Raw genomic sequence first — 25,774 nt, forward strand, 5'->3', positions numbered from 1 at the left:
TTACGCTTCCACCAGCACTCTTGAAATTGAAAGACACAATGAAAAAGATTCTGACTCTGATGCTCGCCGTCGCCGCGCTGGGTTCTGCCAACGCGCAGCCCAGTGTCGGTGTGTCGATCGGCATCAACCAGCCGGGCGTCTACGGCCGCATCAACATTGGTGATCTTCCGAGACCCGCTTTGATTCTTCCCCAACCGGTGATCATTGCCCCCGCGCCAGTGCAGCGCCCGCCGATCTATCTCTACGTGCCAGCAGCGCATCAGCAGAATTGGCGCCGTTACTGCGGGCGCTACAACGCTTGCGGCCAGCCGGTGTATTTCGTACAGGAATCCTGGGTTCGCCAGCGCTACGAGGCAGAGCATCCTGGCTGGGGGCGCGGCCGGCATCGTGGCTGGGAGGACCACGGTCACCGTGACCACGATCGTGGCTGGGACCACGAGCACGATCGTGGCCATGGCCATGATCGCGGCCCTGGACATGGTCGCGGGCACAACCATTGACGCGAGGGCGAGCGTGTTTTCATCTGCGTCAGATTCGGAGCGCCACGCATTTCAATCTCGCTATGCGCAAGGCAGATTCCTCCAAAGCACCGACGGTCCACCCTAGCTTCTGAAGTCGCCGCTCGTCTTGACGCGCATGCCAGCGCGACGGGAGGCCGAGGCCTTGCGCCACGCAAGCCATCCCACTTGCGTCCCCGGCAGCGATGCTCCCTTGCGGCCGCTATGTCGCCCTGGATTTCGATGAGGCGCGGTGCGTCCGAACCCATGACGAATCGCCGTGCACGAATTCGAGTTGTCGTCTTACAAGTGCATGCCGCACCATGTACGAAAACAGCATTACAAAATGGAAGTTTTTCACATTTCCAGAATTCGTTCATGAACGCGCAACAGAGGTTATTGGAGCAGCCATTGAACCCGGATCGACGCTTGTTTCAAACGTCGCGACGGGCGCTGTTCGGATGCGCTGCGCCGTCGACCGATCCATTTCGACGACAACCGTCCGAATGAGTTCGGCAACAAGCTGCGCATGCCGATGTTTGCCGTGGTCTTCGCCGCGCATTCGAGCAATGCAGTGCGAGTCGCTGATTCATAACACCATGACGCTATTCCAATGCCACCGACCACCTTTGTTGCCGAAGACAGCGAGATCATTTCTTCTTTCGGAAGGATGACGCATGCGAATTGCTGAGTGGGTGAAGAAGGCAGCGATATCGGTGGCGGTTGTGCTCGGCGCCTGCGGCGGTGGGGAGGGGGCGGGGCGGCGGCTTCCCGGTGGTCGAACTCCCCGCAGCCGGTTCGCCGAGCACTGCATCTGTCAACCTGAGCGGCACTGCGAGCTACGACGCGGTCCCGAACCCGGCAGGTGCATTGGTCTACTCGGCGAGTGCGTCCAGGCCCGTTCGCGGCGCGGTCGTCGAGATCGTCAACGGCGCGTCGGTCATCGCCACCACGACCACAGACGCCAACGGCGCGTACTCGGTGACAGTGCCTTCAGGCACATCCATTGCCGTCAGAGTCAAGGCGCAGTTGCTGCAGGTCGGCAGCGGCCCTGCGTGGGATGTGAGTGTGCGCGACAACACGCAGTCGGATGCCATCTACAGCATGGAGACACCCGTGTTCTCGTCCGGCACCGCTGCAATCGTGCGCGACGTCCATGCGCCTTCCGGCTGGGACGGCACAGCTTACAGCGCGACCCGGGTGGCGGCGCCGTTCTCGATTCTCGACACGGTCTACACCACGCAGGCCAAAGTCCTGTCGGTGGCGCCCATGGCCATCTTTCCGCCGCTGCGGCTGTTCTGGAGCGTCAACAACCTGCCGGCCAGCGGCGACCCCTCGCTCGGTCAGATCGGCTCGACCTTCTTCACCGCGGGCGACCCCAGCGGCCGCGCGATCTACGTCCTCGGCAAAGCCGACGTGGACACCGACGAATACGACGCCTCGGTCATTGCGCACGAATGGGGCCACTACTACCAATCGGTCTTCAGCCGTGACGACTCGCCCGGCGGCAGCCATTCCCTGACCGACCGCCTGGATCGGCGCGTCGCATTCTCCGAAGGCTGGGGCAACGCATGGTCCGGCATTTCGCTGGAACGCAGCAACTACACCGACTCCGCCGGACCGGGTCAGGTCCAGGGCGCCAATCTCGATCTCACAGCCGGCGTGACATCGAACCCGGGCTGGTTTCGCGAGGCCTCGATCCACTCGATCCTGTGGAGGCTGAACAGCCAGATCGGCTTCAAGCCGATTCACGACACGCTCACGGGCCCCTTCAAGAGCGGGGTCGCGCTGACGTCCATCCATTCCTTCACCGCGGCCTTCGATGCCGCTGCCCCGGGCAGTGCGTCGGCCTTGGCGAGCCTGCTCGTCGGCCAGAGCATCAGCGCGGCCACGAGCGATCCCTTCGGCAACGCCGAAACGAACAATGGCGGCATCGCGCTCGCACTGCCCATGTACCGGCAAGCGACTGTCGGCGGCAACACGACTGCCTGCGTGTCCAACCTGGCCGGTGCAGGCAACAAGCTCGGCAACTTCGCCTACCTGCGCTTCAACCTGCCGGCCGCGGCCAACCACATGATCACGGTCGCCGGGCCTTTGGCCTCCGACCCGGATGTCACCGTCTACAGCGGACACCCGATCGCCCAAAGCGAGGGCCCCGGCCCGACCGAGAGCGCGCTGGTCAACCTGCCTGCCGGTACCAGCGTGCTGGCGATCAACGATTTCAACAATGCCTCGGCGAACACCTGCTTCACCGTCACCATCCAATGAGGAGCAGATCCATGAACAGAACTGGCAATCTGGGCGCGCCGTTCATGCTGCTTGCGCTCGTGCTCTGCGCGCCATTGCAGGCCTGCGCCGACGGCAGAAACAGGAGCGCTGCCGGCATGACAACGGCGCCGAGCAAGGTGAACGGTTCGGGTGTCACCGTCCAGTACCGGGTCGATCCGCTGCCGCAGGCGGGCCAGGCGACCTCGATCGTGCTGAGCTTCGACGGCATCACCGATCCCGCAGGCGCGACGGTCCAGTTGCGCAGCGACGCCGGGCTCAAGCTCGGCGCCGCCGCGACAACGCGCACGCTGCCGGCCGGCGAAGTCTCGAACTGGACCGTCGAGGTCGTGCCTGCGGCCCAGGGCATCGGCTATCTCCATGTGTTCACGACGCAGAACGGCACGACCAGTTCGATCTCGATTCCCGTGCAGGTGGGCAAGGCGCCCTCCAGCATGCCGTCGATGGGCGAATTGAAGGCCGGGCCGGGCACCGAGAAGATCCTCTCGATGCCCGTGAAGTAGCGACGTTGACCGATGGTTGGCAACAGCCTGGCGGAGGTCGCCTTGCCGTCCCATTTCCCATGTTGTCCCGTGCCAACGACCATCAGGCCGTTGCGCTCATTGTCCATTGGAGCGTTCGATGTTCAGACCCGAATCAGATAGTGCCGATGATCCGCAGCGACGATCGCTCTGGCAGGCCACGGATGGCAGCACCGCACCGGAAGCTCTCGCACGATCTCTCACGCGCTCGCAGAAACGCCTCAAGCGCTGTGTCGACATCGTCGGGGCGGCTGCGCTCCTGATCGTGCTCAGTCCGGTGTACCTTGCCTTGTGCGTGGCCGTGCAGGTGAGCATGGGCCGCCCCGTGCATTTCTGGCACAACCGGGTCGGCGAGGGCGGCAAGCGCTTCCGGTTCTACAAGTTCAGGTCGATGCTGCGCAACTCTGAAGGGGTGCTCGAGGAATACCTGAGCCGCAACGACATGGCCCGCACGCAGTGGGACACTTTCCAGAAGCTGGAAGCGGACCCCCGCATCACGTTCCTGGGGCGGCTCATCCGCAAGTCGAGTCTCGACGAACTGCCCCAGCTCTGGAACGTGCTGAAAGGTGACATGAGCCTGGTCGGTCCCCGGCCTTGCATGGAGCGCCAGCGAAGCCTGTACGGGCAGCACTGGGGCCACTACTGTTCGGTCAAACCGGGCATCACCGGTCTGTGGCAGGTGAGCGGGCGCAATCGGCTCTCGTACGCACAACGCGTCGCGCTGGACGTCGAATACGTTCGTCGATGGTCGCTCTGGCTCGACATCAGGATCCTTTTGAGGACGGTCAGAGCCGTGGCCTTCGGCGAAGGGTCGGGTTGACCTTCAACGACGGCCTCCATTGCGCGCGCAGCACCCGGGCATCGATCGTGCGAAACGACCTATCTCAATGCACGGCAGGTCGAATCCGCGGGACAGGCGCTACGGCGTCCGGACCTCGACGGTGACGTGCGACAACGAGCGGAATCTGCCTAGCTTGGCCCGATAGAAATCGCACCCGCGCGGCGCAGCGGTCACGACCGAGACGATCGCGCCGAGGTGACCGGGGCCAAGACGCCAAAGGTGCAGGTCGACCAGCCGATCACCGTCGGCTTCAATGGCCTTGCGAACATCCTCGCTCATCTCCCGATCGACGTTCATGTCCAGCAGGATCGCGCCGGTGTCGCGGATCAGCCCGTACGACCAGTTGGCGATCACGAGCGCGCCGACGATGCCTACCGCCGGATCCATCCAGAGCCAGCCGAAGAGTCGCGCAGCGATCAATCCCAGGATCACCAGCACCGAGACAGCGGCGTCGGCCATGACGTGGACCAGGGCGGCCCGGAAGTTGTTGTCCTGGTGCGTCTTTGCGCCGACGCTGAGATGCTCATGCTCATGCTCATGCTCATGCTCATGCTCATGCTCATGCTCAGCGTGCGAGTGGCCATGCCCGTGATGATCCCCGCCGCTGCTCAGCAGCCATGCACTGGCCAGGTTGACGAGAAGGCCGAGGACCGCAATCGGAATGGCCTGGTTGAAATCGATACCGACAGGCGTCAGCAAGCGGCTCACGGCCTCATAGCCGATGAGCAGAGCGATCACGGCCAGCACGATGGCGCTGGTGAAGCCCGCGAGATCCCCGAGCTTTCCGGTGCCGAAGGTGAAGCGCGCGTCGGTCGCATGGCGCCGGGCGTAGGTGTACGCCACCGCCGCAATCAACAACGCGCCGGCATGCGTGGACATGTGCAGGCCGTCGGCCACCAGGGCCACGGAGCCGAACAGCATGCCGCCGACGATCTCGGTCACCATCATGACGCCGCACAGCCCGATCACGATCCATGTCTTGCGTTCGCTGCGCTCGTGCCGGGCGCCGAGGAAGACATGGCTGTGTGCCGCATTCTTCGAGGTCATATTCGCCTCACTCATTTGAAGTAGCTGTGGACGAGATCGACGAGCTGGTCGGCGGCATCGCGATCGAGTGCGCCGCGGTGCTTGACCGGATCGACCAGGTGGGTTCGGATGTGGTCTTCGACAACCTCGGCCAGCAAACCGTTCATTGCCCCGCGGCTGGCGGCGATCAGGTGCATGACCTGGGCGCAGCCCACTCCGCCTTGCAGCCCGCGCTCGATGGCATCGACTTGACCGCGGATGCGGCGCACCCGGTTCAGAAGCTTCTGCTTCTCGTGGATGGTGTGGCTCATGGTTGTTCAGATAGGGTAGGGGGGTATCCTATAAGAATCGGATGCGGGCGTCCAGCCGGGAACGGGCCGATCCATCCGCGCCATCCCTATGTCGGCGACCTGGTGTTCACGGCCTTCTCGGGCTCGCACCAGGATGCGATCAAGAAGGGCTTCGCGGCGCAGGCCGAGGACGGCCCGTGGCAGGTGCCCTACCTGCCCATCGATCCGAAGGACCTGGGCCGCACCTACGACAGCATCGTGCGCGTCAACAGCCAGTCGGGCAAGGGCGGGATCGCGTTCCTGCTCGAACGCGACCACGGCGTGGTGATGCCGCGCCGCATGCAGGTCGAGTTCAGCGCCATCGTGCAGAAAGTGGCCGATGCGAGCGAAGCGGAGGTGAGCGGATCCATGCTGTGGGCGCTGTTCGAGCAGACCTACCTGGCGCCGGCCGTCGATCCCGAGGGTTCGCTGGTTTATCGAGGCCATCGGCTCTTCGACGATCCGGCCGGGCAGGGGATCGAGCTCGATCTCGTGATCGACGCCCGGCCTTGCCGCGTTCGCGGTGTCGGCACGGGCCCGCTCGAAGCGACGGTCCATGCGCTGGGCACGACGCTGCGGGTCGACAGTTTCGAGGAGCGCAGCCTGGGCCAGGGCGCCGAGGCCAGCGCGCTGGCGATCGTGGAGATGGCGATGCGCGGCGTCAACGGCACGCGATTCGGCGTCGGCCGCAACGTCAACACGCTGACGGCCTCGGTCCAGGCCGTGATCAGCGCCGTGGCGCGGCTGAAGGCAGCGTCGAGCGGTACAGCAGCCGTGCGATGAGTCAGGGTTGGCGTCTCTCTGTCCGTCACGCCAGGAGACGCGGGTTCGAGTCCCGCCCACCAGGTCGAGCAAGGTCCGGGATTCCCGAGCTGCCCTCGATCGAGTCTCTCAGGCTCCTCTACGTGGGCGGCTTCTCGGCTTGATCCGCAAGCTCATGGCCGCCTGTCGACGCTCGCGGGCAGGCGACGCCATGGGAAGTCCGCGGGATCGGCTGCGACGGGACCCGGCGCTCGCGCGACCAGGATGTCTTGAGCGATCGGCGTGAAGTCGGCGCGGAAATGCACCGAACTCTTGACGACCAGGATCCTCATCGATTCGGGCTCGACGCCGGCGAAGCGGAACAATTCGCGATCCATCATCTGGCACTTGCCGCTGACGACCACCACCTGCACGCCGTCGATGGCAAGGCATGCGCTGGGGCCGAGACAGACCGGCGTGCCGCCGAGCACCGGGCCGGCTCCGACGACGCGGCCGTCGCTCAGCGCCAGCACGGTGAACTCGCCTTGCACCGGCGCATCGCTGAATGCACCGCCCCAGGTCGGTTCGCTGCGGCCCAGGCTCAGGTGCAGGCGCGCGCCGACGCCCGCCGCATGCGCGGCGCGCGCGGCGTCGGGGTCGTACATCAGGCCGAGCGCCACCTGGTGCGGATGAAGGCGTCCGGCCCCCGCGGCAAGCAGGGCGTGCAGCAGCCCGGTCGTGTTGCTGTTGCCGCCGGCACCCGGGTTGTCCTGCGTGTCGGCGATCACGACCGGCCGTCGGGCTCCTTCGGCCAGTGCGAGCGCACGCGCCACGGCCTCGGCCGGCGCCAGCAGGTCGAGACGCCACTGCGACCGGGCCGTGACGGCGCACTCGTGGAGCGCCTGCGCGGCCGCTTCGGCCTGATCGCCGTAGCCCCAGACGACCGGCCCGCAATGTTCGATGTCGGCGGCCGGAAAGCCCATGGCGAAGCTCAGCAGGGTGCCTCGTGCGCCGTCCAGCTCGAGCAGTTGGCGGTAGACCGAAGCGGCAGGCTCCGTCATGGTGGACTGCACATTGAGCGACAGCAAAAAGGGGATTCGGCGTGCATGCATCGGTTCGCGCGTGCCGCGCGCGATGCGTCGCTGCAAAGCCTGGGCAGCGAGACGGCCTGTAGCGGCCATGTCGGTATGAGGATAGGTCCGGTAGGCGACCATGGCATCGGCGAGCTCGAGCATGCGCGGGCTGACGTTGGCGTGCAGGTCGAGTGTCGTGACGATCGGTCGATCGGGTCCGATCAATGCCCGCAGCCGAGCCAGCAACTCGCCCTCGGCATCCTCGAAACGCTCGGTCACCGCAGCGCCGTGCAAGTCGAGGAACACGGCATCGAGCTGGCCGCGTGCCAGCGCGTCGCGGGCGTCTTCCAGCAACTCGCCGGCGATGCGTTCGAACGCATCGTCCGTCACGTGGGCCGACGGCGTGGCGCCGGCCCACACGGAGGGCACGACCTGCCAGCCCGCCTCGCGCGCCGCTGCCATGAAGCCGCCGATGCCGAAGTTCAGGGGGGCCATGCGCGCCTGCATCTCGGCGCCGCGCGCATAGGCCGGAAATCCGTCGCCTCGGTTGAAGGCCGGCCAATCCGCCCGGCTGGGTGCAAATGTGTTCGTTTCGTGCTGGAAGCCGGCGATCAGGACATGCATGTCATTGGCTCCGGGTGCCGATCGGGTTCTTGCGTACGTTCCAGTACACACCGAGCTGCCCCTTGAGCAGGCCGCTGAGTGCGCCACGCCGGATGGCGGTGAGAACGTTCATCTCGCCGATCGGCCCGATCACGCCGGCTTCCAGTGCGCGCTGTCCGATCAGCGCCGCCACACGTTGACGTTCCGCCGGATCGCCGGCGGCGAGAAAGCGGGTCTTCAGGTTCTCGAGTTGCGCATCGCTCGGCCAGCCGAAGTAGCCTTGCTCGCCGTTGCCGGTCAGCGGCGGATAGAACAGCGGGTTGATCGCATCGCTGCCGGACCAGCCCGTGATGAAGACGTTCCAGCCGCCCTTGTCGGCCGGCTCCTTGCGAGCGCGCCGCGAGATCAGCGTGCCCCAGTCCATCGACTGCACCTCGACGTTGAAGCCGGCCTGCTTCAGCAGCTGCGCATAGACCAGCGGATACTTGTTCAGCAGCACCTGATCGGTGGGCTGCATCAGCACCACGGGCTTGCCGTCGTAGCCGGCCTCCTTGAGGAGACTGCGGGCCTGCTCGAACTGCGGCTTGCCGGTGAACCATGGCGCATCGCCAGCGGCGGTTGCGGCGCCGCACGGTGCGATGGAGGCGCAGGGCCGGTACAGGTCGCGATAGGGCGCCTGTGCGCGCAGCATTGCCTCCTGGTTGATGGCCAGCAGGGCCGCCCGAACGACCTTCGGGTTGTCGAATGGCGGCACCAGGTGGTTGAAGTGCACCGTCATCATCTGCGGCGGGAGCACGTCGACCAGCTCGGTCCTGGCATCCGTGCGCAGGGTGGGGTAGTGCTCGGCCGGTGCGTATTCGATGACATCGATCTCGCCGTTGAGCAGTGCGCTGACCTGCGTCTGCGCGTCCTTCAACGCGATCCACTCGACGCGGTCGACATGGACGCGCTTGCCGCCGGCGGTGCCGGAGGCCGGCTCGGGCCTCGGCTTGTATTTCGCATTGCGAAGGTAGACCACGCGATCGCCGGCTCGAAAGCCGCCCTTGTCGAGCACGAACGGCCCGGACCCGATGGGGTCATCGATCTGCTTGTCGGCAGGCGTCTGTGCGACACGCCTGGGCATGATGAACGGCACGTTCGCCGAGGTCTTTCCCAGCACCTCGGCGACCAGGCCGAAGGGCTCCCGGAAGCTCATGCGAAAACTGTTGGCGTCGATCGCCTGCAGCTTGTCCATTGCCGCGAACATTCTCTGGCCGATGGCATCGCGCTGGCCCCAACGGGTGAGCGAGGCGATCACGTCCTGCGAGGTGACCGGCGTGCCGTCGCTGAACGCCAGCCCGGGGCGCAGCGTGAATTCCCAGGTCTTGCGGTCGGCACTGGCGCTGTACTTGTCGACCATCTGTGGCTGCGCGTGGCCGTCGGCGTCCGTCCCGAACAGCGTGTCGTAGACCATGTAGCCGTGATTGCGCGTGGCGGACGAGGTGGTCCAGATCGGGTCCAGGATCTTCAGCTCCGCCGGTGGGACGACGCGCAGCACCGTGCCGGCATCCTGCGCCGGTGCAACGGCAGCGGCAAGCGCAAGCATCGCCGCGCAGGCAGCGCGCCCAAAGATTCGATATCGCATGGACTTCCTTTTCATGGTCGGGTCAGGGGGTGCGATCGTCAGCCGCGGCGCCTGCTGGCGGAGCGCTTCAGGTGCCGCTCGACATCTGCCGAGGCGTCCTCGCCGAACTGCGCCAGCTGTTGCAGGCAGCCGATCAAAGTGTCGTAGCGCTGCGCGCCCAGCAGCCCGCGCGCTGTGGCTTCGAGGCGGCGTCCGATGGGCTCGGCCTGCAGGACGATGGCTTCGCCCTCGTCGGTGAGTTCGAGGCAGACCTGGCGCGCATCCGTCGCGCCGACGGTACGCGACATCAAGCCGCGGCGTACCAGTTCGGTCACTGTCTTGGAGGCCAGCGTCTTCTCCAGGTGCACGTGCTCGATCAGGCGCGCTCGAGTCATTCCGGGCTCATGGGCGGCGGCACGCAGCACCCGCATCTGGCGCACGTTCACGCCGCACTCGCGCTCGTAGATCTCCGACCCGGCCGCCTTGACGCGTTCGTTGACGGTATCGAGCAGGACCGACACGTAGTCGAGCTTGACCTTCAATGGCTTGCGCAGCTTGTCAGGCTTCTTCATATGATGAATATTGAATTAGGTGAAAATTCCACTTAAATAAGGCTATCAGCAAAGCCGAGCCAGATCAAATACGGGAAGCGCGCCCGGCCTCGGTGTTTACCCCTGTTGGTCGGTTCCGCGGCGGCCGCTACCATCCATTTAGTTGCAAACATCAACTGATGAATACACCACCTCTTAAGAGATCCCCAACGACCTTGCGCAAGCCGCTCAAGGTCAAGCTCGACTACGTGACGGTCACGCTCGACGTGATGAACGAGCGCGTGAAGTCGCAGGCGTCGAGCATCTACGAGCGCGAATGCGGCGTGACCCTTCGGGAGGTGCGGCTGCTGCGCTTCATCGGCAGCGAGCCCGGCCTCACGCTGACGCGCCTGATCGAGCAGACCTATCTGGAGAAGACGCTGGCCTCCAAGGCGATCACGGCGCTCGTGCGGCGCGGTCTGGTGGTGCGATCGGTGGGCACCGAAGACGCGCGCCAGATCAATCTGGAATTGACCGATGCAGGCGTGGACACGGTGATGAGCGCCGAGCCCATCGGCCGCTTCGCGGAGTCCACATTCCGCTCGGCGCTGACCGCCGAGGAACAGGCGGTGTTCGAGCGCTGCCTGCAGAAGCTGATTCAGTCGGGCGACGAGATCGTGGCCCGCGTCGAAGAGCACCTCCTGCGCTCCAGGGCGCGCCGGGCTGCCTGAGCCGGCGCCGCGATTTTTTCCTGGTTCGCTTCCCCACTTTTTCCCTTACTCAAAGGCCGGTGCCATGTCACGTTTCTCCTTCGTTCGATTTGCCGGCGCCGCGCTGCTCGCGCTGGCGGCCGTTGCCGCCTCGGCGCAAGATCCGGGCAAGGTCCTGCGCATCGTGCCGCAGACGGACCTGAAGATCCTCGACCCGATCTGGACCACGGCCTTCGTGACCCGGGACCACGGCTACATGATCTACGACACCCTGTTCGGACTGGATGCCTCCGGCAAGGTCCAGCCGCAGATGGTCGATACCTACCGGATGTCCGCCGACGCGAAGACCTGGACTTTCACCCTGCGCCGCGGCCTCGCGTTCCATGATGCGGCGCCCGTCACGGCGCAGGATGTCGTGACCTCGCTCACGCGCTGGGGCAAACGCGACAGCCTGGGCCAGAAGATGTTCGCGGTGATGGACAAGCTGGAAGCGGTCGACGAACGCAGCTTCCGCATGGTGTTCAAGGAGCCTTTCGGCATGGTGCTGGAAGCGCTCGCCAAGCCGTCGGGCAGCCCGGCCTTCATCATGCCCCGGCGCGTGGCCGAGACGCCGGCCGACAAGCAGATCGACGACTACACCGGCTCGGGCCCGTACATCTTCAAGAAGGACGAGTTCCGCCCGGGCGAGAAGGTCGTCTACGTCAAGAATACGCACTACGTGCCCCGCAGCGAAGCGCCGTCGGGCACCGCAGGCGGCAAGCGCGTCTATGTGGACCGTGTCGAGTGGGTGATCCTGAAAGATGCGCAGACCCAGGCCAGCGCGATCACCAACGGCGAGGTCGACATGCTGTCGTGGCTTCCGGCCGAGCACTACGCCACGCTGCGCACGAATCCGAAGCTCGACATGGTCGAGGCGACAGTCCCGGGCTCTTACTTCCTGCACCTCAATCACCTGGTGCCGCCGTTCGACAATCCGAAGATCGCCAAGGCAGCGCTGATGGCCATCAACCAGCAGGCGATGATGCGCGCGCAACTGGTGTTCCGGGACCTGTACCGCGACTGCACGTCGATCTTTCCCTGCGGCTCGCCGCTGGCGTCCGACAAGACGGCTTACTTCACCGGCAAGCCGCAGTTCGAGGAGGCGAAGAAGCTGCTGAAGGAGGCCGGCTATGACGGCAAGCCGGTGGTGCTGATGTACCCGGCCGACTTCACGCTGCTCAACAAGCTGCCGCCGGTGCTGGCGCAACTGCTCAAGCAGGCGGGCTTCAACGTCGACATGCAGGCGATGGACTGGCCGACGCTGCTCATGCGCCGGGCGAAGAAGGAACCGGCCGACAAGGGCGGCTGGAATCTGTTCATGACGGGTTGGGGCGCCAGCGACACCATGAACCCGATGTACTTTGCGCCGCTGACCGGCAACGGCGAGAAGGGCTGGTTCGGCTGGCCGACCGACGAACGGCTCGAGAAGCTCAAGCGCGAATTCGTCGCGACCACCGATGCCGGGGCGCGCAAGCATCTGGCCGAGGAGATCCAGCTCGATGTCTATGAGAGTGGCTTGTTTGCGCCGATCGGCGAATTCAAGACGCTGTCCGTGATTCGTCGCGGTGTGGTGAGCGGCGTGCTGACGGCCCCGGTCAATGTGTTCTGGAATATCAAGAAGACCGACTGAGTCGTCTGAGCCCACAGGACGGATTCCGCCATGCTGACATTCCTGCTGCGCCGCCTTGCGTCCACCGTGCCGGTCCTCATTGTCGTCGCGCTGATCGTGTTCCTGATGACCCGGCTCGCTCCCGGCGATCCGGTGGCATTGATCGTCGGCGACAACGCCTCGACCAGCGACATTGCACGCGTGCGCGTCGAACTGGGTCTGGAGCAGCCGCTGCCGGTGCAGTTCTTCAAATGGTCGGCCCAGGTCGTTCGCGGCCATCTCGGTGAATCGCTGTTTCTCAAGCAGAGTGTCGTGTCGCTGATCGGCCAGCGCATCGAACCGACGCTCTCGCTGGCCGGGCTGACGCTCGTCTTCACCGTGCTCGTGGCCGTGCCGCTGGGCATCCTCGCCGCCTGGCGGCACGGCGGCTGGCTCGATCGCGCGCTGATGAGCTTTTCGGTGCTCGGCTTTTCCATCCCGACCTTCGTGATCGGCTATGTGCTGATCTGGGCGGTCGCGCTGAAGGGCGGACTGCTGCCGGTGCAGGGCTATGCGCGGATCGATGGCGGGCTGTGGCCGTGGCTGCGCCATCTGATCCTGCCGGCCGTGACGCTGTCGATCGTCTACGTCGCGCTGATCGCGCGCGTCACGCGCGCCGCGGTTGCGGAGGCCATGACCGAGGATTACATCCGCACCGCCCGCTCCAAGGGAATCTCGGAGCGCCACGTGCTGGTGCGGCATGCGCTCGTCAACGCCGCGGTTCCGATCGTCACGGTGATCGGCATCGGTGTCGCGCTGCTGATCGGCGGCGTCGTCGTGACGGAGACGGTCTTCGCGATTCCCGGCCTCGGCCAGTTGACCGTCGATGCCGTGCTGTCGCGCGACTATCCACTGATCCAGGGCATCACGTTGTTCTTCTCCCTCATCTACGTGCTGATCAACCTGCTGGTCGACCTGAGCTACCTGCTGCTCGATCCGCGCATCCGCTACTGAACGCGAGAGCCCATGAACCAGAAATCGCTCGCCACGCCGCCGCTCGCAGCAGACGGCACTTTCGGCGACGCCGATGCCGATCTCGCACCGCCGCGCGAACGCAAGCGACTCCCGCTGTGGCGCCGCGCGCTGCGCAATGGTGCTGTGCGGGCCGGCAGCATCGCGCTGGCGCTGCTCGTTGCCGCGGCCATCGCCGCACCCTGGCTCGGCACCATCGACCCGACACTGATCGATCCGGGCAGCGCGAACCTGTTGCCGGGCACGCACGCCGAGTTCATGAGCCTGGCCGGCGACAGCTTCCCGCACTGGTTCCTGATGGGCAGCGACAGCCTCGGGCGCGATATCTGGAGCCGCGTGCTGTACGGCGCGCGCGTCTCGCTGGCGGTCGGCATCGCGGTCGCTGCGCTCGCGATCGCGCTGGGCATGACGGTGGGCCTGGCTGCCGGCTACTTCCGGCGACTGGACGGCATCGTGATGCGCCTGATGGATGGCGTGATGGCGATCCCCGGCATCCTCTTCGCGATCACGCTGGTCGCCGTCTGGCGCGCCAGCCTGCTGACGATCGTGGTCGCCATCGCCGTGCCGGAGATCCCGCGCGTCGCACGCCTGGTGCGTTCGGTCGTGCTCTCGATCCGCGAAGAGCCCTATGTGGAAGCGGCGATCGCGCTCGACACGCCGGTCTGGAAGATCATCACGCACCACATCCTGCCGAACGCGATCGCGCCGCTGATCATCCAGGCCACCTACGTCTGCGCCTCGGCGATCCTGGTCGAGGCGATCCTGTCCTTCCTCGGCGTCGGCATGCCGGCCGACATCCCGAGCTGGGGGAACATCATGGCCGAAGGCCGCATCCAGTTCACCCAGTATCCGCACAACGTGCTGTTTCCGGGCCTGTTCCTCGCGGTCACGGTGCTGGCGGTCAACATCCTCGGCGACGGGCTGCGCGACACGCTCGACCCGAAGTTCAGCAAGCGGGGAGAGTAAGCCCATGTCGTCCACATCGATCGAAGTGACGTCGGGCCAGCGTCCGGTGCTTTCCGTGCAGGAACTTTGCGTCGCCTTGCCGGGTGGTGCCGACCGGCCGTTCGCGGTCCAGCGCATCAGCTTCGACGTGCGCGCCGGTGAGACGGTCTGCCTGCTCGGCGAATCGGGGTCCGGCAAGTCCGTCATCGCGCATGCGACGATGGGGCTGCTGCCCAAGGGCCTGAGGGCATCGAGCGGGCGCATCCTGCTGCACGGTGACGACGTGCTCCAGCTGAGCGAGCCGCAGCTGCGAAGCCGGCGCGGCGCCGCGATGGCGATGGTGTTCCAGGAGCCGATGACGGCCTTGAACCCGGTGCGTCGCTGCGGCGACCAGGTCGACGAGATGCTGCGCCAGCACACCCGGCTGCAGGCGGCGCAGCGACGTGCGCGGGTGCTGGCGATCTTCGAGCACGTGCAGCTGCCCGAGCCGGAGCGGATCTGGGCCTCCTATCCGCACCAGCTGTCCGGCGGCCAGCGCCAGCGCATCGTCATCGCCATGGCGCTGATCCTGAAGCCGGCGCTGCTGATCTGCGATGAACCGACCACCGCGCTGGATGTGACGACGCAGGCCGAGATCCTGAAGCTCATCGCGCAGCTGCAAAGCGAGAACGGCACGGCGGTGCTGTTCATCACGCACGACTTCGGCGTCGTCGCCGAGATCGCGGACCGCGTGGTCGTGCTCCAGCTCGGCCACATGGTGGAGCAGGGCAACAAGCTCGAGGTGCTGCGCGCACCGCGCGAGCCCTACACCCGGATGCTGCTGGCCGCGGTGCCGGAGCTCGGCCGCCACGCACGCGCGCCGTTGCCCGGCGGCGATGCGCTGCTCGACGCGCGTGCCGTCAGCAAGACCTATGTCAGCGGCGCGTGGCCCGGCAGGCGCCGTGTCGTGCATGCGGCACACGAGGTGTCGCTGACGGTCCATCCGGGCGAGACGGTCGGAATCGTGGGCGAGTCGGGCTCCGGCAAATCGACCGTGGCGCGCTGCATTGCGCGGCTGATCGAGCCGAGCAGCGGGGACATCGTCGCCGGCGGCATGTCGGTCGCCGGGCTCAGCGGTCGCGCGTTGTCTCCGTTTCGCCGCCGGGTGCAGGTCGTGTTCCAGGATCCGTACCGTTCGCTGAATCCACGCCAGACGGCCGGCGCGTCCATCATCGAAGGGCCGCTGAATTTCGGCGTGCCTCGCGCCGAGGCCTGGGCCCGCGCCGAAGACCTGATGCGACTGGTGCGCATGAAACCCGATGCATTGCACCGCTACCCGAGCGAGTTCTCCGGCGGACAGCGTCAGCGCATCTCGATCGCGCGCGCGCTCGCCTGCGAGCCGCAGGTGCTGATCGCCGACGAGGCGGTGTCTGCGCTCGACGTGTCGGTGCAGGCGCAGATCCTCGATCTGCTGAACGACATCCAGCAGCGCCTGTCGATCGGCATCCTGTTCATCACCCACGACCTGCGCGTCGCGAGCCAGATCTGCGACCGCGTGATCGTGATGCAGCGCGGGCGCATCGTCGAGCAGGGTCCCGTCGGCGATGTGTTCTTCGCGCCGGGCGATCCCTACACCAAGGCGCTGCTCGCGGCCGCGCCGGGGCGCGGCTTCGCGTTCGGCAGCAGCGATGCAACGGCAGCACCGGGAGCGTGCGCATGACTTGCCGCATCGTGATCGGCGGCTTCCTGCACGAGACCAACACCTTCGCGCCCAGTCGCGCTGACTGGGCCGCATTCAATCGGGGCGAAACCTTTCCGGCATTCGTTCGGGGCCAGGCGATGGTCGAGCGGCTGTCCGCCGGCAACATTCCGATCGGCGGCTTCATGCGCGCAGCGCGCGAGCGCGGCTGGACGCTGATTCCCTCGTGCTGGGCCGGCGCGACGCCGTCGGCGCACGTCACCCGCGACGCCTTCGAGCGCCTGGCGGGCGTGATCTGCGACGACGTGCGTGATGCGCAGGGCGCGGACACGCTGGATGCCGTCTACCTCGACCTGCACGGCGCCGCGGTCGCCGAGCACCACGACGACGCCGAGGGCGAACTGCTGTCGCGCATCCGCGCGCTGGTCGGGCCGCGGGTCGCCATCGTTGCGAGCCTGGACTTGCACGCCAACGTCACGCCGAGGATGCTCGATGCGGCGGACGCCCTCGTGGCCTATCGCACCTATCCGCACGTGGACATGGCCGACACCGGGCAGCGCGCGGCGAGGCTGCTCGAACGGCGCCTCGCACGCGGCGAACGCGAAGCGATGCATGCGCTGCGCGTGCCCTTCCTGCTGCCGTTGAACGTGCAGACGACGATGGCCGAGCCGGCCGCGGCAATCTATCGGGCGCTGGAGGCGCTGGACGCCACGCACGACGTCGTGCTGAGCTTTGCGATGGGCTTCCCGGCGGCCGACATCGCAGCCTGCGGGCCCGTGGTCTGGGCGCACGGCGAAGCGGCCGAGACCGCCGTCCGGCAGCTGCATGCGCGGATCGTGGAGCCGCGTTCGCAATGGCGGCTCGACGTGCTGGCGCCGCGTCCGGCGGTCGCTCGCGCGCTGGCGATCGCCGCAGGCGCGATGCGCCCGGTCGTCATCGCCGACACACAGGACAACCCCGGCGCCGGCGCCGACAGCAACACCACCGGCATGCTGCACGCGCTGATCGCCGAAGGCGCGGGACGCCGCTTCCCGCAGCAGGTGGCGCTCGGCCTGCTGTGGGATCCGGCGGCCGCCACGGCCGCTCATGCGGCTGGCGTGGGCGCGACGCTGTCGCTGTCGCTCGGCGCGGCCGTGCCCACGTTCACCGGAGCGCGCAGCGACGCGCCGCTGCGCGGCGATTTCAGAGTGCATGCGTTGAGCGACGGGCATGTCGCGCTGAAGGGCCCCATGGCGATGGAGCCGAGCGTCGAACTCGGGCCGACCGCATGCCTGGAGATCGACGGCGTGCTTGTCGTCGTCGCGAGCGCGAAAACGCAGATGCTCGACCGCGAGTTGTTTCGTTGCGTCGGTGTCGATCCGGAACGCATGAAGATTCTCGTCAACAAGAGCTCGGTCCATTTTCGTGCCGACTTTGCGCCCATTGCCGAAGCCATTCTGGTTGCCAAGGCAGCCGGTCCCATGGCCGCCGATCCGGCCGATCTGCCGTGGCGCAAGCTGCCGGCGGATATCGCGCGCCGGCCCTGAATCATCTCAACTCACTTCGTTCCATCTCAACCATGCCGGCCACCGCTGCCCAGCACCTTGCCGCCCTGCGCGACCAGGCAGACGAATTCATCGGGATTCGTCACCGCATCCACGCGAACCCCGAGCTTGCGTTCCAGGAGTTCGGCACCAGCGACCTGGTGGCCGGGAAACTGCAGCAATGGGGCTACGCGGTCGAGCGCGGCCTCGGCGGCACCGGGGTCGTCGGCCAACTGAAGCGCGGCCATGGTGCGAAGCGGCTCGGCCTGCGCGCCGACATGGACGCGCTGCCGATCGAAGAGAAGACGGGCCTGCGCTACGCCAGCGGCCGGCCCGGCATCATGCATGCCTGCGGCCATGACGGCCACACGGCGACGCTGCTCGCCGCAGCGCATCATCTGGCGCGGCACGGCGAGTTCAGCGGCACCCTGAACCTGATCTTCCAGCCGGCGGAGGAGAGCGCCGGCGGCGCGTTGCGGATGATCGAGCAGGGCCTGTTCGAGAAGTACCCGTGCGAGGCGGTGTTCGCGATGCACAACGGACCGGGCGTGCCGCAGGGACGCTTCGTGTTCCGCGAGGGACCGATGATGGCGTCCTCGGACTACGCGACGATCACGCTGCACGGTGTCGGCGGGCATGGCGCCATGCCCCACCAGACGGCCGACCCGATCGTGGCTGCGGCGAGCACCGTGATGGCGTTGCAGACCATTGTCTCGCGCAACGCCGATCCGATGGAGATGGCGATCGTCACCGTCGGCGCGCTGCATGCCGGCCAGGCGAACAACGTGATCCCCGCTTCGGCGCAACTCGAGCTCAGCATTCGTGCCCTGACCCGCGAAATGCGCGCGCTGCTGGAGCGGCGCATCCGGGCGCTGGTCGCCGCGCAGGCTGTGAGCTTCGGTGTGCACGCGGAGGTCGACTATCGGCGCGGTTATTCGGTGCTGGTCAATACCCCGGAGGAGACGGCGTTTGCACGCGAAGTCGCGCTCGATCTGGTCGGCCCCGATCACACCGAGTTGCAGGGGCCGGCGCTCTCGGCCAGCGAGGACTTCTCGTTCATGCTGGAGAAAGTGCCGGGCTGCTACCTCGTCATCGGCAATGGAGACGGCGAGGGCGCTTGCCACGTGCACAACCCGGGCTACGATTTCAACGACGACAACATTGCGATGGGTGCTGCGTACTGGACCTGTCTCGCCGAGCGCTTTCTCGTCGACTGAGATTGGGCGTTGGCGTCTCTCCGCTGATCGGTCACCTCCAAGCCGATGAACTGACTGCCTTGGCCGGTGTTGAAGCGTTCCGGCCTCGTGGACGCGAGGAAAAATCGAGTCATTTTGTAATACGTATTACACTCACCTTCAGTGAAGCCCCTGCGGGCGGGCTCGCCGCGGGGCTGGAACAGCACTGCACATGGCCCCATCCGCAATGGAACTGCACAGAGCCCTTTCTTGAACATCGCCCCGCAAGATCTGTCGTCCCAGGGGGCGCCGCTGCGCGCCCATCCCACCGTGCGCCTGGACTACGGTCTGCGTGTGGTGGGGCAGGGATTCTTCGGCGCGGTGGCGCTTTCCGTGTTGCAGCTGCGGACCATTCCCGTCGGCATCCTGGTGCTGATCTGCAGCATTGCCTTGCTGTGGCCGCATCTGGCCTATCTGGTGGCGAGCCGCGCGCGCGACAGCAAGGCCGCCGAGCAGCGGAATCTGCTGGTCGACAGCTTCCTCATGGGCGCGTTCTCGCTGCTGACCGGCCTCGATCTGTGGATTTGCGTGGTGTCCTTCACCGCCATCAACGCAGCCAACCTGAGTATCGGCGGGCTACGCCTGGGCTTGATCGGCGCCGGATGCTTCTTGCTCGGGATCCTGGTCGCGGGGCTCAACACAGGGTTCGACGTGTTGCAGGTACCGCTGTTGGCGCACGCGATGACGGCACTCGCCGTCGTCACCTACACGGCCGCGTTCGGCCTGGTGTCTCATTTCCAGACGCGCCAGGCCATTGGTGCCAAGCGGGAGGCTCACGGGCGCAACCGGGTCATCGAGCAACAGAAGGCCGATCTCGAACAGGCCCGGGTGATTGCCGAGCGGGCCCGTGCGCAGGCAGAGGCCGCCAACCTCACCAAGAGCGCCTTCCTGGCCAACATGAGCCACGAGCTGCGCACGCCGCTCAATGCCGTGATCGGCTATACCGAAATGCTGGAAGAAGACTTCCTGGATCGCGGCGAACCCGACGCCTCGCTCGCCGACCTGGGCCGCATCAAGGGTGCTGCGCGGCATTTGCTGCAAATGATCAACGATGTGCTCGATCTCTCGAAAATCGAAGCGGGCAAGATCGAATTGCATGTCGAGTCCTTCGAGCTGACCGAACTGCTGGACCAGGTGGTCTCGACCACGCAGCCGCTTCTCGCCATCAACCGCAACAGCCTGCAGGTGAATTGCGCGCAGGGGCTGGGCCCGGTGCAGTCCGATCTGACGAAGCTGCGACAGGTGCTGATCAACCTGGTGTCGAACGCGGCCAAGTTCACCAGCGATGGCCGCATCTCGATCGAAACCATCGGTGAACTCGACGCGGGCGGCCGCCCCCTCCTGGTGTTCGAGGTCAGCGACACCGGCATCGGCATGACGCCTTCGCAGTTGGGCCGGCTCTTCCAGCCCTTCGTGCAGGCCGACGCCGAGACGACGCGAAATTACGGCGGCACGGGCCTTGGATTGGCCATCAGCCGCCGTCTGTGCCGCCTGCTGGGCGGCGACGTGACCGCCATCAGCACGCAAGGCGAGGGCAGCCAGTTTCGCGCGGCCGTGCTCGCGAACTTGCCTCTCGTCGAAAACGCAGCCTCGGATTGACATGCCAAAGATCCTGCTGGTCGAAGACAACGAGCTCAACCGGGACATGCTGTCGCGGCGGCTGCGGCGGCGTGGCTACGAGGTGGTGATGGCCTTCGACGGCCCGAATGCGCTGAGCGCGGCTGCGAGCGCCCGGCCGGCGCTGATCCTGATGGACATGAGCCTGCCGATCATGGACGGCTGGGAGGCGACGCGCCGGCTGAAGGCCAACCCCGATCTGCGCGCAATCCCGGTGGTCGCGCTCACCGCGCACGCGAGGGAGGGGGACCGCCAGCGTGCGATGGACGCGGGCTGCGACGATTTCGACACCAAGCCGATCGAATTCGAACGCTTGCTGGCGAAGATCGAAGGTCTGCTGTGACGGCGCTGCCCGGCGTGCCTGCGGCGACGGGCGTCGATGCCGTCCCCGATCCACCGCGCACCGCCAACGGCGTTTCTGCCGTGCCGCGACGCCTGTACGGCGGGGTGCGCGTGAATTACCCGGTGCGTATCGGCGCCCATCTGGCCGCTGCCCTGTTGCTCGGCTCGGTCTTCACCACGCATCCGCCGGCCGCGCTGTGGTGGGCGGGGGCGGTCATGCTGACGTGGCCGCATCTTGCCTACTGGCTGAGCTGTCGCGCCATCGACAGCAGGCGCAGCGAGATGCGCGCCTTGCTGGTCGACTCTTTGCTGATCGGAATCTACGGCGGACTCTCGGGCGTCAACCCCTGGATCATCGTCGCCCTGGGCGGCGCCATGCATGCATCGAACCTCGGTTCGGGCGGGGGGCGCCATGCGTTGCGCGGCCTGATGGCCATGGCCATCGGCATCGGGACGGGCGCCGCCGCGACAGGCTTCGAGTTCCGTCCGGATACGTCGTTGTTGACCATCGCGTTGTCGGCCGCGGCCGCGGCGCTCTACCTGTCGCTCTTCGGCCATGCGATTCACGCCGAATCGCTGCGCACTGCCCGCACGCGCGCGGCCTTGCAAGAGCGCAATCGCGAGATCGAAGCCCAGGCCGTGCACCTCGAACAGGCGCGACAGGAAGCAGAGCTGGCCAACAAGGCCAAGAGCGCCTTTCTGGCGAACATGAGCCACGAGCTGCGAACGCCGCTCAACGCCGTGATCGGCTACGCCGAACTGCTCGAAGAAGAACTGGCCGACAGCACGCCGCCCGCGGCCCGCGCCGATCTGGGCCGCATCAAGCATGCGGCGAAGGATCTGCTGTCCATGATCAACGCCGTGCTGGATCTGACCCGGCTCGATGCCGACAAGCTTCAGCTCCACCTCGAAGACTGCGACCTGCGGGGCCTGCTGTCGTCCGTCGAGGTCTCCGCGCAGCCGCTGCTGATCGCCAACGGAAATCGGATGGAGGTCGATGTGCAGCCGGGCCTGGCGCTGATCCATGTGGATGCGCTGCGCCTGCGGCAAGTGCTGATCGCGCTGGTGTCCAACGCGGCCAAGTTCACGGCGGATGGGAACGTGCAGCTGCGCGCTTCCACGTGCGAGCGACAACCCGGCGTACCGGCGGTGCGACTCGATGTCGAAGACACCGGCATCGGCCTGAGCCCCGTGGAGATCGGTCAACTGTTTCAACCCTTTCTGCAGGCCGACGAGGGCACCACGCGTGCGTTTGGCGGCATCGGCCTGGGCTTGACCATCAGCCGCCGTCTGTGCCGCCTGATGGGCGGAGACATCGAGGTCAGCAGCACGCCTGGTGCGGGCTCATGCTTCACCGTCTGGCTGCCTCAGCCGGTTCCTTCGCGACGGCCCGGGCCACCGCCGCCGGGCGCCCCATCGGAACGCGGGGCATGACGGACCGGCGCACCGCATCCGCCGGGGCGACCGATCGCATCGCGTGCGGTGCCGTGCTCGCCAACCTGCCGGCACTGCTGGCTCTGGTTGCCGCCATGTGCCGGCGCGAGCAGATCGACGGCCCGACGTGCCATGAGCTCCATCTCATCGTCGAGGAGGCCTGTGTCAACGTCATGCACCACGCCTATCCGGCAGGCCAGGAGGGGCCGTTGACGCTGGAGGTCCGGATCGCGCGTCAGGGCGGTCCGCGCCGCATCGTGTTGACACTGGAAGACAGCGGCAGGCCCTTCGATCCGCTGTCGGTAGCGCCTGTGGACGCCACCGCCGCGGTCGAGGCGCGTGCGCTGGGCGGCTTGGGCGTGCACCTGATCCGGCAACTCTCCGACCGCCAGCACTACCAACGCCATCCATTGCGCGGCAACGTCTTCACCATCGAAAAATACCTGATGCCGTCCGCATCCCACTGACCCCCACTGACTTCCGGAGAACGCTCTTGCAGATCGCCATCACCCAACACGACACGATCTTCGTCCTGGCCATCACAGGCAGCGTAGACAGTCTCAACGCCGACGAATTGACTCAGCGCTTTGCGGCGTCGACATCCCAGGGAAACGTCCATCTGGTGGCCGATTTCTCGCTCGTGAACTACACCAGCAGCGCCGGCCTGCGGTCGCTGCTCGGCGCGGTCAAGAGCTGCCGCCTCGCCGGTGGCGACCTGCGCATGGCCGCGGTGCAGCCTCAGGTCAAGCGGGTGCTTGAGATCGCCGGCTTCACCAGCATTCTCAAGATCTTCCCCGACGTGCGCCACGCGGTGGAGAGCTTCACGGAGGCCGCATGAAGCGCGCGCCGGCCCGGGGGCCTGCGGTCACGCTGGTGATCGGCTCGGGCAGCGTCAAGTGCGCTGCCTCCATCGGCGTGGTCAAGGCGCTCGCCGAGGCGGGCATCGGGATCGATCGCGTGGTCGGCTGCAGCGGCGGCGCCCTGTTCGCGGCCGGGGTCGCCCTCGGCTTCGATGCCGCCAGGATGACGGATATCACCTTGCGCACCTGGACCCGCAAGATGACTTCCAAGCGCAACAACATGGGCTTCCTGCGCCTGCTGGCACCCAGGCTCTTCGGTTTTCGGGCGGACAGTTTCGGCTTGCGTGACGATGGCCCGATGCTCTCGGCCTTTCGCGACGTTTTCGGGCAACGGCGCATCGAAGACACGCCGATCCCGCTCCACATCACGGCCACGGACTTCCTGAATGGCGAACTGGTCGATCTCACCCGCGGCGACCTGGTCGATGCGATCCGCGCCAGCGTTTCGCTGCCTCTGGCGTTTCCGCCCGTGAAACTGGGCGGCCGGCTTCTGGTCGATGGCTATCTGGCCGACCCGCTGCCGATCAGCGTGGCGATGAAGAACGGCAGCCGCGTGATCGTCGCGGTGGGCTTCGAGAGCCCGTACCAGGACAACATCCGCAATGCGGGGCGCTTTGCGGCCCAGCTCAGTGCGATCCTCGCGAACAATCTGCTCAAGTCGCGCCTGGCCTTTCAGAGCGCGGCGCACCACTCCGAGATGATTCTGATCCTGCCGCAGTTCAAGCAACGCGTGCGCCTGTTCGACACGGACAAGGTGCCCTACATCATCGAAGAGGGCGAGCAAGCCGCCTTGCAGCAACTGCCCTATCTTCACGCGCTGCTCGACGCAGATCGCGAACGCCTTGAACCTGTCTCCGCCTGAAGGCGCGGCCAGCATCCTGCGAACCCAGCCCTGATGTCCAAGCCGACGCCAACGCAGCACCTGGAACGCACGATGCGCATCCTGGTGGTCGACGACCTCGAGCTCAATCGCGACCTGTTGGCGCGCCGCATCCAGCGTCTGGGCCACGAGGCGGGCGTCGCCGTCAACGGCCGCGATGCACTCGACAAGCTGCACCAGCAGGACTGGGATCTGGTGCTGCTGGACATCACCATGCCCGAGATGGACGGCTACGAAACCCTGCGGCGCATCCGGGCCAGCCCCCTGTTGGCGCAGCTGCCCGTGGTGATGGTCTCGGCCATCGACGAGAGCGACAGCGTCGTGCGCTGCCTGGAGCTGGGGGCCGACGACTACCTCCCCAAGCCCTTCAATCCGGTGGTGCTGCAAGCGCGCATCGAATCCTCGCTGGCCAAGAAGCGACTGCAGGATCACAAGAGCCAGCTGCTGCAGGCACTCTCCCGAGAATTGCAGATCGGCCAGCGGATCCAGCAAGGCTTCCTGCCCGCGGAACTGCCGAGCCTGGCGGGATGGTCGCTGGGCGCCAGCTGTACGCCTGCCCGGCAGGTCGGCGGCGACTTCTACGATGCGTATGCGATACCCGGAGGCTCGCTCGCTCTCGCGGTCGCCGACGTGTGCGACAAGGGCGTGGGTGCGGCGCTCTACATGGCGCTGTTCCGCACGCTGCTGCGCGCGGTGGCCTGCCAGGCCACGCTCGAAGAGCCTCCCCCTGCGACGCTCGTGCGCAGCGTGGCGTTCGTCAATGACTACATCGCCACCGTGCACGGGCACGAGAACATGTTCGCCACTTTGTTTTTCGCACTTCTGGAGCCGGACAGCGGGCGCATGCACTACCTCAATGCCGGCCATGAAGCGCCGTTTGTCCAGCAAGCAGAAGGCGGCACCCTGACGCGGCTCGACATCACGGGGCCGGCGGTGGGACTGCTGGTCGGCCAACGTTGTGAAGTGCGGAGCCTGACGATGCAGCCGGGCTCCAGGCTGCTCCTGTACACCGATGGGGCGAGCGAGGCGCGCGGCGTGTCGGGGCCCTTTGGCGAGGAAGCACTGGGACACGCGCTGGCCCGTGAAGCCGACTCTGCGCAGGCCATGGTCGAAAGCGCGCGCACGCAACTGGCTGCGCACGTGGGCGCGTTCGAGCCGCATGACGACGTGACCTTGTTCGGTCTGATGCGTGAAGCCGCTTGCGCATGAACGGCACGATTCACGATGGGATGCCTGGACGGTGCCTGGCCTTGGCGCCGAGGCTGTCGACGGCCGGCCTTCCACTGCGCCTTTGTTTTGAACTTGCCCGGAGTGCTTGACCATGCAGCAGCCAGCGCGACCCGCCGTATTCATCCGTCGCGTGCGCACGGAGGATGCACAAACGATGCAAATCTTTCTGCTGGGACTGAGCGTGCCGTCGCGGCGAAATCGCTTCCATGGAGGCATCAGCGGCGCCCCGCCCAAGCTGGTCGCCTACCTGGTCAATGCCGACGGCATCCGGCATTCGGCCTGGGTGGCCTGCATCTGGGGTGCCGACGGTGAGGAGATCATCGGCGAGGCGGGCTGGTTCGTCGTCGATACCGAACGCGGCAGCGCCGAGCTGGCCCTGAGCGTGCTGGATGGATGGCAGGGCACGGGGGTGGCGAGCCGGCTGATGACCACCCTCATGGCAGGCGCACGCGATGCAGGCTTGCGCCACCTCTACGGCGACGTGCTGGACGCCAATCGGCGGATGCTGGCTTTCATGCGCAAGCATGGACTGGAGCCCGGCTTCGACGAGCCGCCCGACCGGGGCGTGGAACGTGTCAGTTGCGAGCTGACTTAGCCGGCTGTTGGAACTC

General features: G+C 66.4%; 24 protein-coding genes and 1 pseudogene. 20 read left to right on the top strand and 5 right to left on the bottom strand.

Features of this window, described 5'->3' with window-relative positions; all coding sequences use genetic code 11:
* Nucleotides 1-38 precede the first annotated feature (38 nt).
* The 4 genes from WDLP6_RS09695 to WDLP6_RS09710 all read left to right on the top strand — a co-directional run bounded on the left by WDLP6_RS09695 (nt 39) and on the right by WDLP6_RS09710 (nt 4,124).
* Nucleotides 39-500: a hypothetical protein gene (locus WDLP6_RS09695; RefSeq protein ID WP_162592155.1), complete on the top strand. Its 462-nt coding sequence runs from the start codon at nt 39-41 to the stop codon at nt 498-500.
* Nucleotides 501-1,271: 771 nt separating this feature from the next.
* Nucleotides 1,272-2,765, top strand: coding sequence for a pollen Ole e 1 allergen/extensin family protein (locus tag WDLP6_RS09700; protein ID WP_232077012.1), 1,494 nt, complete (start codon nt 1,272-1,274; stop codon nt 2,763-2,765).
* A gap of 11 nt (nt 2,766-2,776) precedes the next feature.
* Nucleotides 2,777-3,286, top strand: a complete 510-nt coding sequence (locus WDLP6_RS09705; RefSeq protein WP_162592156.1) for a hypothetical protein — start codon at nt 2,777-2,779, stop codon at nt 3,284-3,286.
* Nucleotides 3,287-3,404: 118 nt separating this feature from the next.
* Nucleotides 3,405-4,124 (top strand): sugar transferase, encoded by a 720-nt coding sequence (locus WDLP6_RS09710; protein ID WP_162592157.1) that lies wholly within the window; start codon nt 3,405-3,407, stop codon nt 4,122-4,124.
* A gap of 99 nt (nt 4,125-4,223) precedes the next feature.
* Here WDLP6_RS09710 and dmeF read toward each other — a convergent pair whose 3' ends face one another.
* Both dmeF and WDLP6_RS09720 read right to left on the bottom strand, forming a co-directional pair.
* Nucleotides 4,224-5,207, bottom strand: coding sequence for a CDF family Co(II)/Ni(II) efflux transporter DmeF (dmeF, locus tag WDLP6_RS09715; protein WP_162592158.1), 984 nt, complete (start codon nt 5,205-5,207; stop codon nt 4,224-4,226).
* Entirely contained in the window at nt 5,204-5,482 is a 279-nt protein-coding gene (locus WDLP6_RS09720) for a metal/formaldehyde-sensitive transcriptional repressor (protein WP_162592159.1), read from the bottom strand. The genes dmeF and WDLP6_RS09720 overlap by 4 nt, the downstream gene beginning before the upstream one ends.
* A gap of 66 nt (nt 5,483-5,548) precedes the next feature.
* On the opposite strand from WDLP6_RS09720, the pseudogene WDLP6_RS09725 reads away from it, so the two are divergent.
* Nucleotides 5,549-6,283: pseudogene (locus WDLP6_RS09725) on the top strand (alpha-isopropylmalate synthase regulatory domain-containing protein); the annotation flags it as partial.
* 152 nt (nt 6,284-6,435) lie between these two features.
* On the opposite strand, the gene WDLP6_RS09730 reads toward WDLP6_RS09725, so the two are convergent.
* The 3 genes from WDLP6_RS09730 to WDLP6_RS09740 are packed head-to-tail and all read right to left on the bottom strand — an operon-like array spanning nt 6,436 to nt 10,092.
* Nucleotides 6,436-7,938 carry a M81 family metallopeptidase gene (locus WDLP6_RS09730; protein ID WP_162592161.1) on the bottom strand — a complete coding sequence of 501 codons (1,503 nt, stop codon included), beginning with the start codon at nt 7,936-7,938 and terminating at the stop codon, nt 6,436-6,438.
* A gap of 1 nt (nt 7,939) precedes the next feature.
* Nucleotides 7,940-9,541 carry an ABC transporter substrate-binding protein gene (locus WDLP6_RS09735; RefSeq protein ID WP_162592162.1) on the bottom strand — a complete coding sequence of 534 codons (1,602 nt, stop codon included), beginning with the start codon at nt 9,539-9,541 and terminating at the stop codon, nt 7,940-7,942.
* Between the two features lie 38 nt (nt 9,542-9,579).
* Nucleotides 9,580-10,092 (bottom strand): MarR family winged helix-turn-helix transcriptional regulator, encoded by a 513-nt coding sequence (locus WDLP6_RS09740; RefSeq protein WP_162592163.1) that lies wholly within the window; start codon nt 10,090-10,092, stop codon nt 9,580-9,582.
* A gap of 194 nt (nt 10,093-10,286) precedes the next feature.
* Here WDLP6_RS09740 and WDLP6_RS09745 point away from each other — a divergent pair, with 194 nt between their 5' ends.
* The 15 genes from WDLP6_RS09745 (at nt 10,287) to WDLP6_RS09815 (ending at nt 25,758) form a co-directional block, all read left to right on the top strand.
* Complete coding sequence (locus tag WDLP6_RS09745; protein ID WP_162592164.1) at nt 10,287-10,781, top strand: MarR family winged helix-turn-helix transcriptional regulator; 495 nt, start codon at nt 10,287-10,289, stop codon at nt 10,779-10,781.
* Between the two features lie 64 nt (nt 10,782-10,845).
* Nucleotides 10,846-12,429 carry an ABC transporter substrate-binding protein gene (locus tag WDLP6_RS09750; protein ID WP_162592165.1) on the top strand — a complete coding sequence of 528 codons (1,584 nt, stop codon included), beginning with the start codon at nt 10,846-10,848 and terminating at the stop codon, nt 12,427-12,429.
* Between the two features lie 30 nt (nt 12,430-12,459).
* A complete protein-coding gene (locus WDLP6_RS09755; RefSeq protein ID WP_162592166.1) occupies nt 12,460-13,401 on the top strand; it encodes an ABC transporter permease in 942 nt (313 codons plus the stop codon).
* A 12-nt stretch (nt 13,402-13,413) separates the two neighbouring features.
* Nucleotides 13,414-14,385, top strand: coding sequence for an ABC transporter permease (locus tag WDLP6_RS09760; protein WP_162592167.1), 972 nt, complete (start codon nt 13,414-13,416; stop codon nt 14,383-14,385).
* 4 nt (nt 14,386-14,389) lie between these two features.
* On the top strand, nt 14,390-16,063 hold the full coding sequence (locus tag WDLP6_RS09765; RefSeq protein WP_162592168.1) for an ABC transporter ATP-binding protein: 1,674 nt from the start codon (nt 14,390-14,392) through the stop codon (nt 16,061-16,063).
* Nucleotides 16,060-17,568, top strand: a complete 1,509-nt coding sequence (locus tag WDLP6_RS09770) for a M81 family metallopeptidase (protein ID WP_162592169.1) — start codon at nt 16,060-16,062, stop codon at nt 17,566-17,568. Before WDLP6_RS09765 ends, WDLP6_RS09770 begins: the two co-directional genes overlap by 4 nt.
* 32 nt (nt 17,569-17,600) lie before the next feature.
* Nucleotides 17,601-18,782, top strand: a complete 1,182-nt coding sequence (locus tag WDLP6_RS09775; protein ID WP_162592170.1) for a M20 aminoacylase family protein — start codon at nt 17,601-17,603, stop codon at nt 18,780-18,782.
* 228 nt (nt 18,783-19,010) lie between these two features.
* A complete protein-coding gene (locus WDLP6_RS09780) occupies nt 19,011-20,399 on the top strand; it encodes an ATP-binding protein (RefSeq protein ID WP_162592171.1) in 1,389 nt (462 codons plus the stop codon).
* A gap of 1 nt (nt 20,400) precedes the next feature.
* A complete protein-coding gene (locus WDLP6_RS09785) occupies nt 20,401-20,760 on the top strand; it encodes a response regulator (RefSeq protein WP_162592172.1) in 360 nt (119 codons plus the stop codon).
* On the top strand, nt 20,757-22,193 hold the full coding sequence (locus WDLP6_RS09790) for an ATP-binding protein (protein ID WP_162592173.1): 1,437 nt from the start codon (nt 20,757-20,759) through the stop codon (nt 22,191-22,193). The genes WDLP6_RS09785 and WDLP6_RS09790 overlap by 4 nt, the downstream gene beginning before the upstream one ends.
* Nucleotides 22,190-22,660, top strand: coding sequence for an ATP-binding protein (locus tag WDLP6_RS09795; protein ID WP_162592174.1), 471 nt, complete (start codon nt 22,190-22,192; stop codon nt 22,658-22,660). Before WDLP6_RS09790 ends, WDLP6_RS09795 begins: the two co-directional genes overlap by 4 nt.
* 26 nt (nt 22,661-22,686) lie before the next feature.
* The gene (locus WDLP6_RS09800) at nt 22,687-23,031 is read left to right on the top strand and encodes an STAS domain-containing protein (RefSeq protein WP_162592175.1); all 345 of its coding nucleotides are present in this window, start codon (nt 22,687-22,689) and stop codon (nt 23,029-23,031) included.
* Entirely contained in the window at nt 23,028-23,915 is an 888-nt protein-coding gene (locus WDLP6_RS09805; protein WP_162592176.1) for a patatin-like phospholipase family protein, read from the top strand. The genes WDLP6_RS09800 and WDLP6_RS09805 overlap by 4 nt, the downstream gene beginning before the upstream one ends.
* A gap of 33 nt (nt 23,916-23,948) precedes the next feature.
* Nucleotides 23,949-25,142 carry a PP2C family protein-serine/threonine phosphatase gene (locus tag WDLP6_RS09810; protein WP_162592177.1) on the top strand — a complete coding sequence of 398 codons (1,194 nt, stop codon included), beginning with the start codon at nt 23,949-23,951 and terminating at the stop codon, nt 25,140-25,142.
* A 175-nt stretch (nt 25,143-25,317) separates the two neighbouring features.
* The gene (locus tag WDLP6_RS09815) at nt 25,318-25,758 is read left to right on the top strand and encodes a GNAT family N-acetyltransferase (protein WP_162592178.1); all 441 of its coding nucleotides are present in this window, start codon (nt 25,318-25,320) and stop codon (nt 25,756-25,758) included.
* Nucleotides 25,759-25,774 lie beyond the last annotated feature (16 nt).

It is taken from the genome of Variovorax sp. PBL-E5 (genome assembly GCF_901827185.1).
Taxonomy (GTDB): domain Bacteria; phylum Pseudomonadota; class Gammaproteobacteria; order Burkholderiales; family Burkholderiaceae_C; genus Variovorax.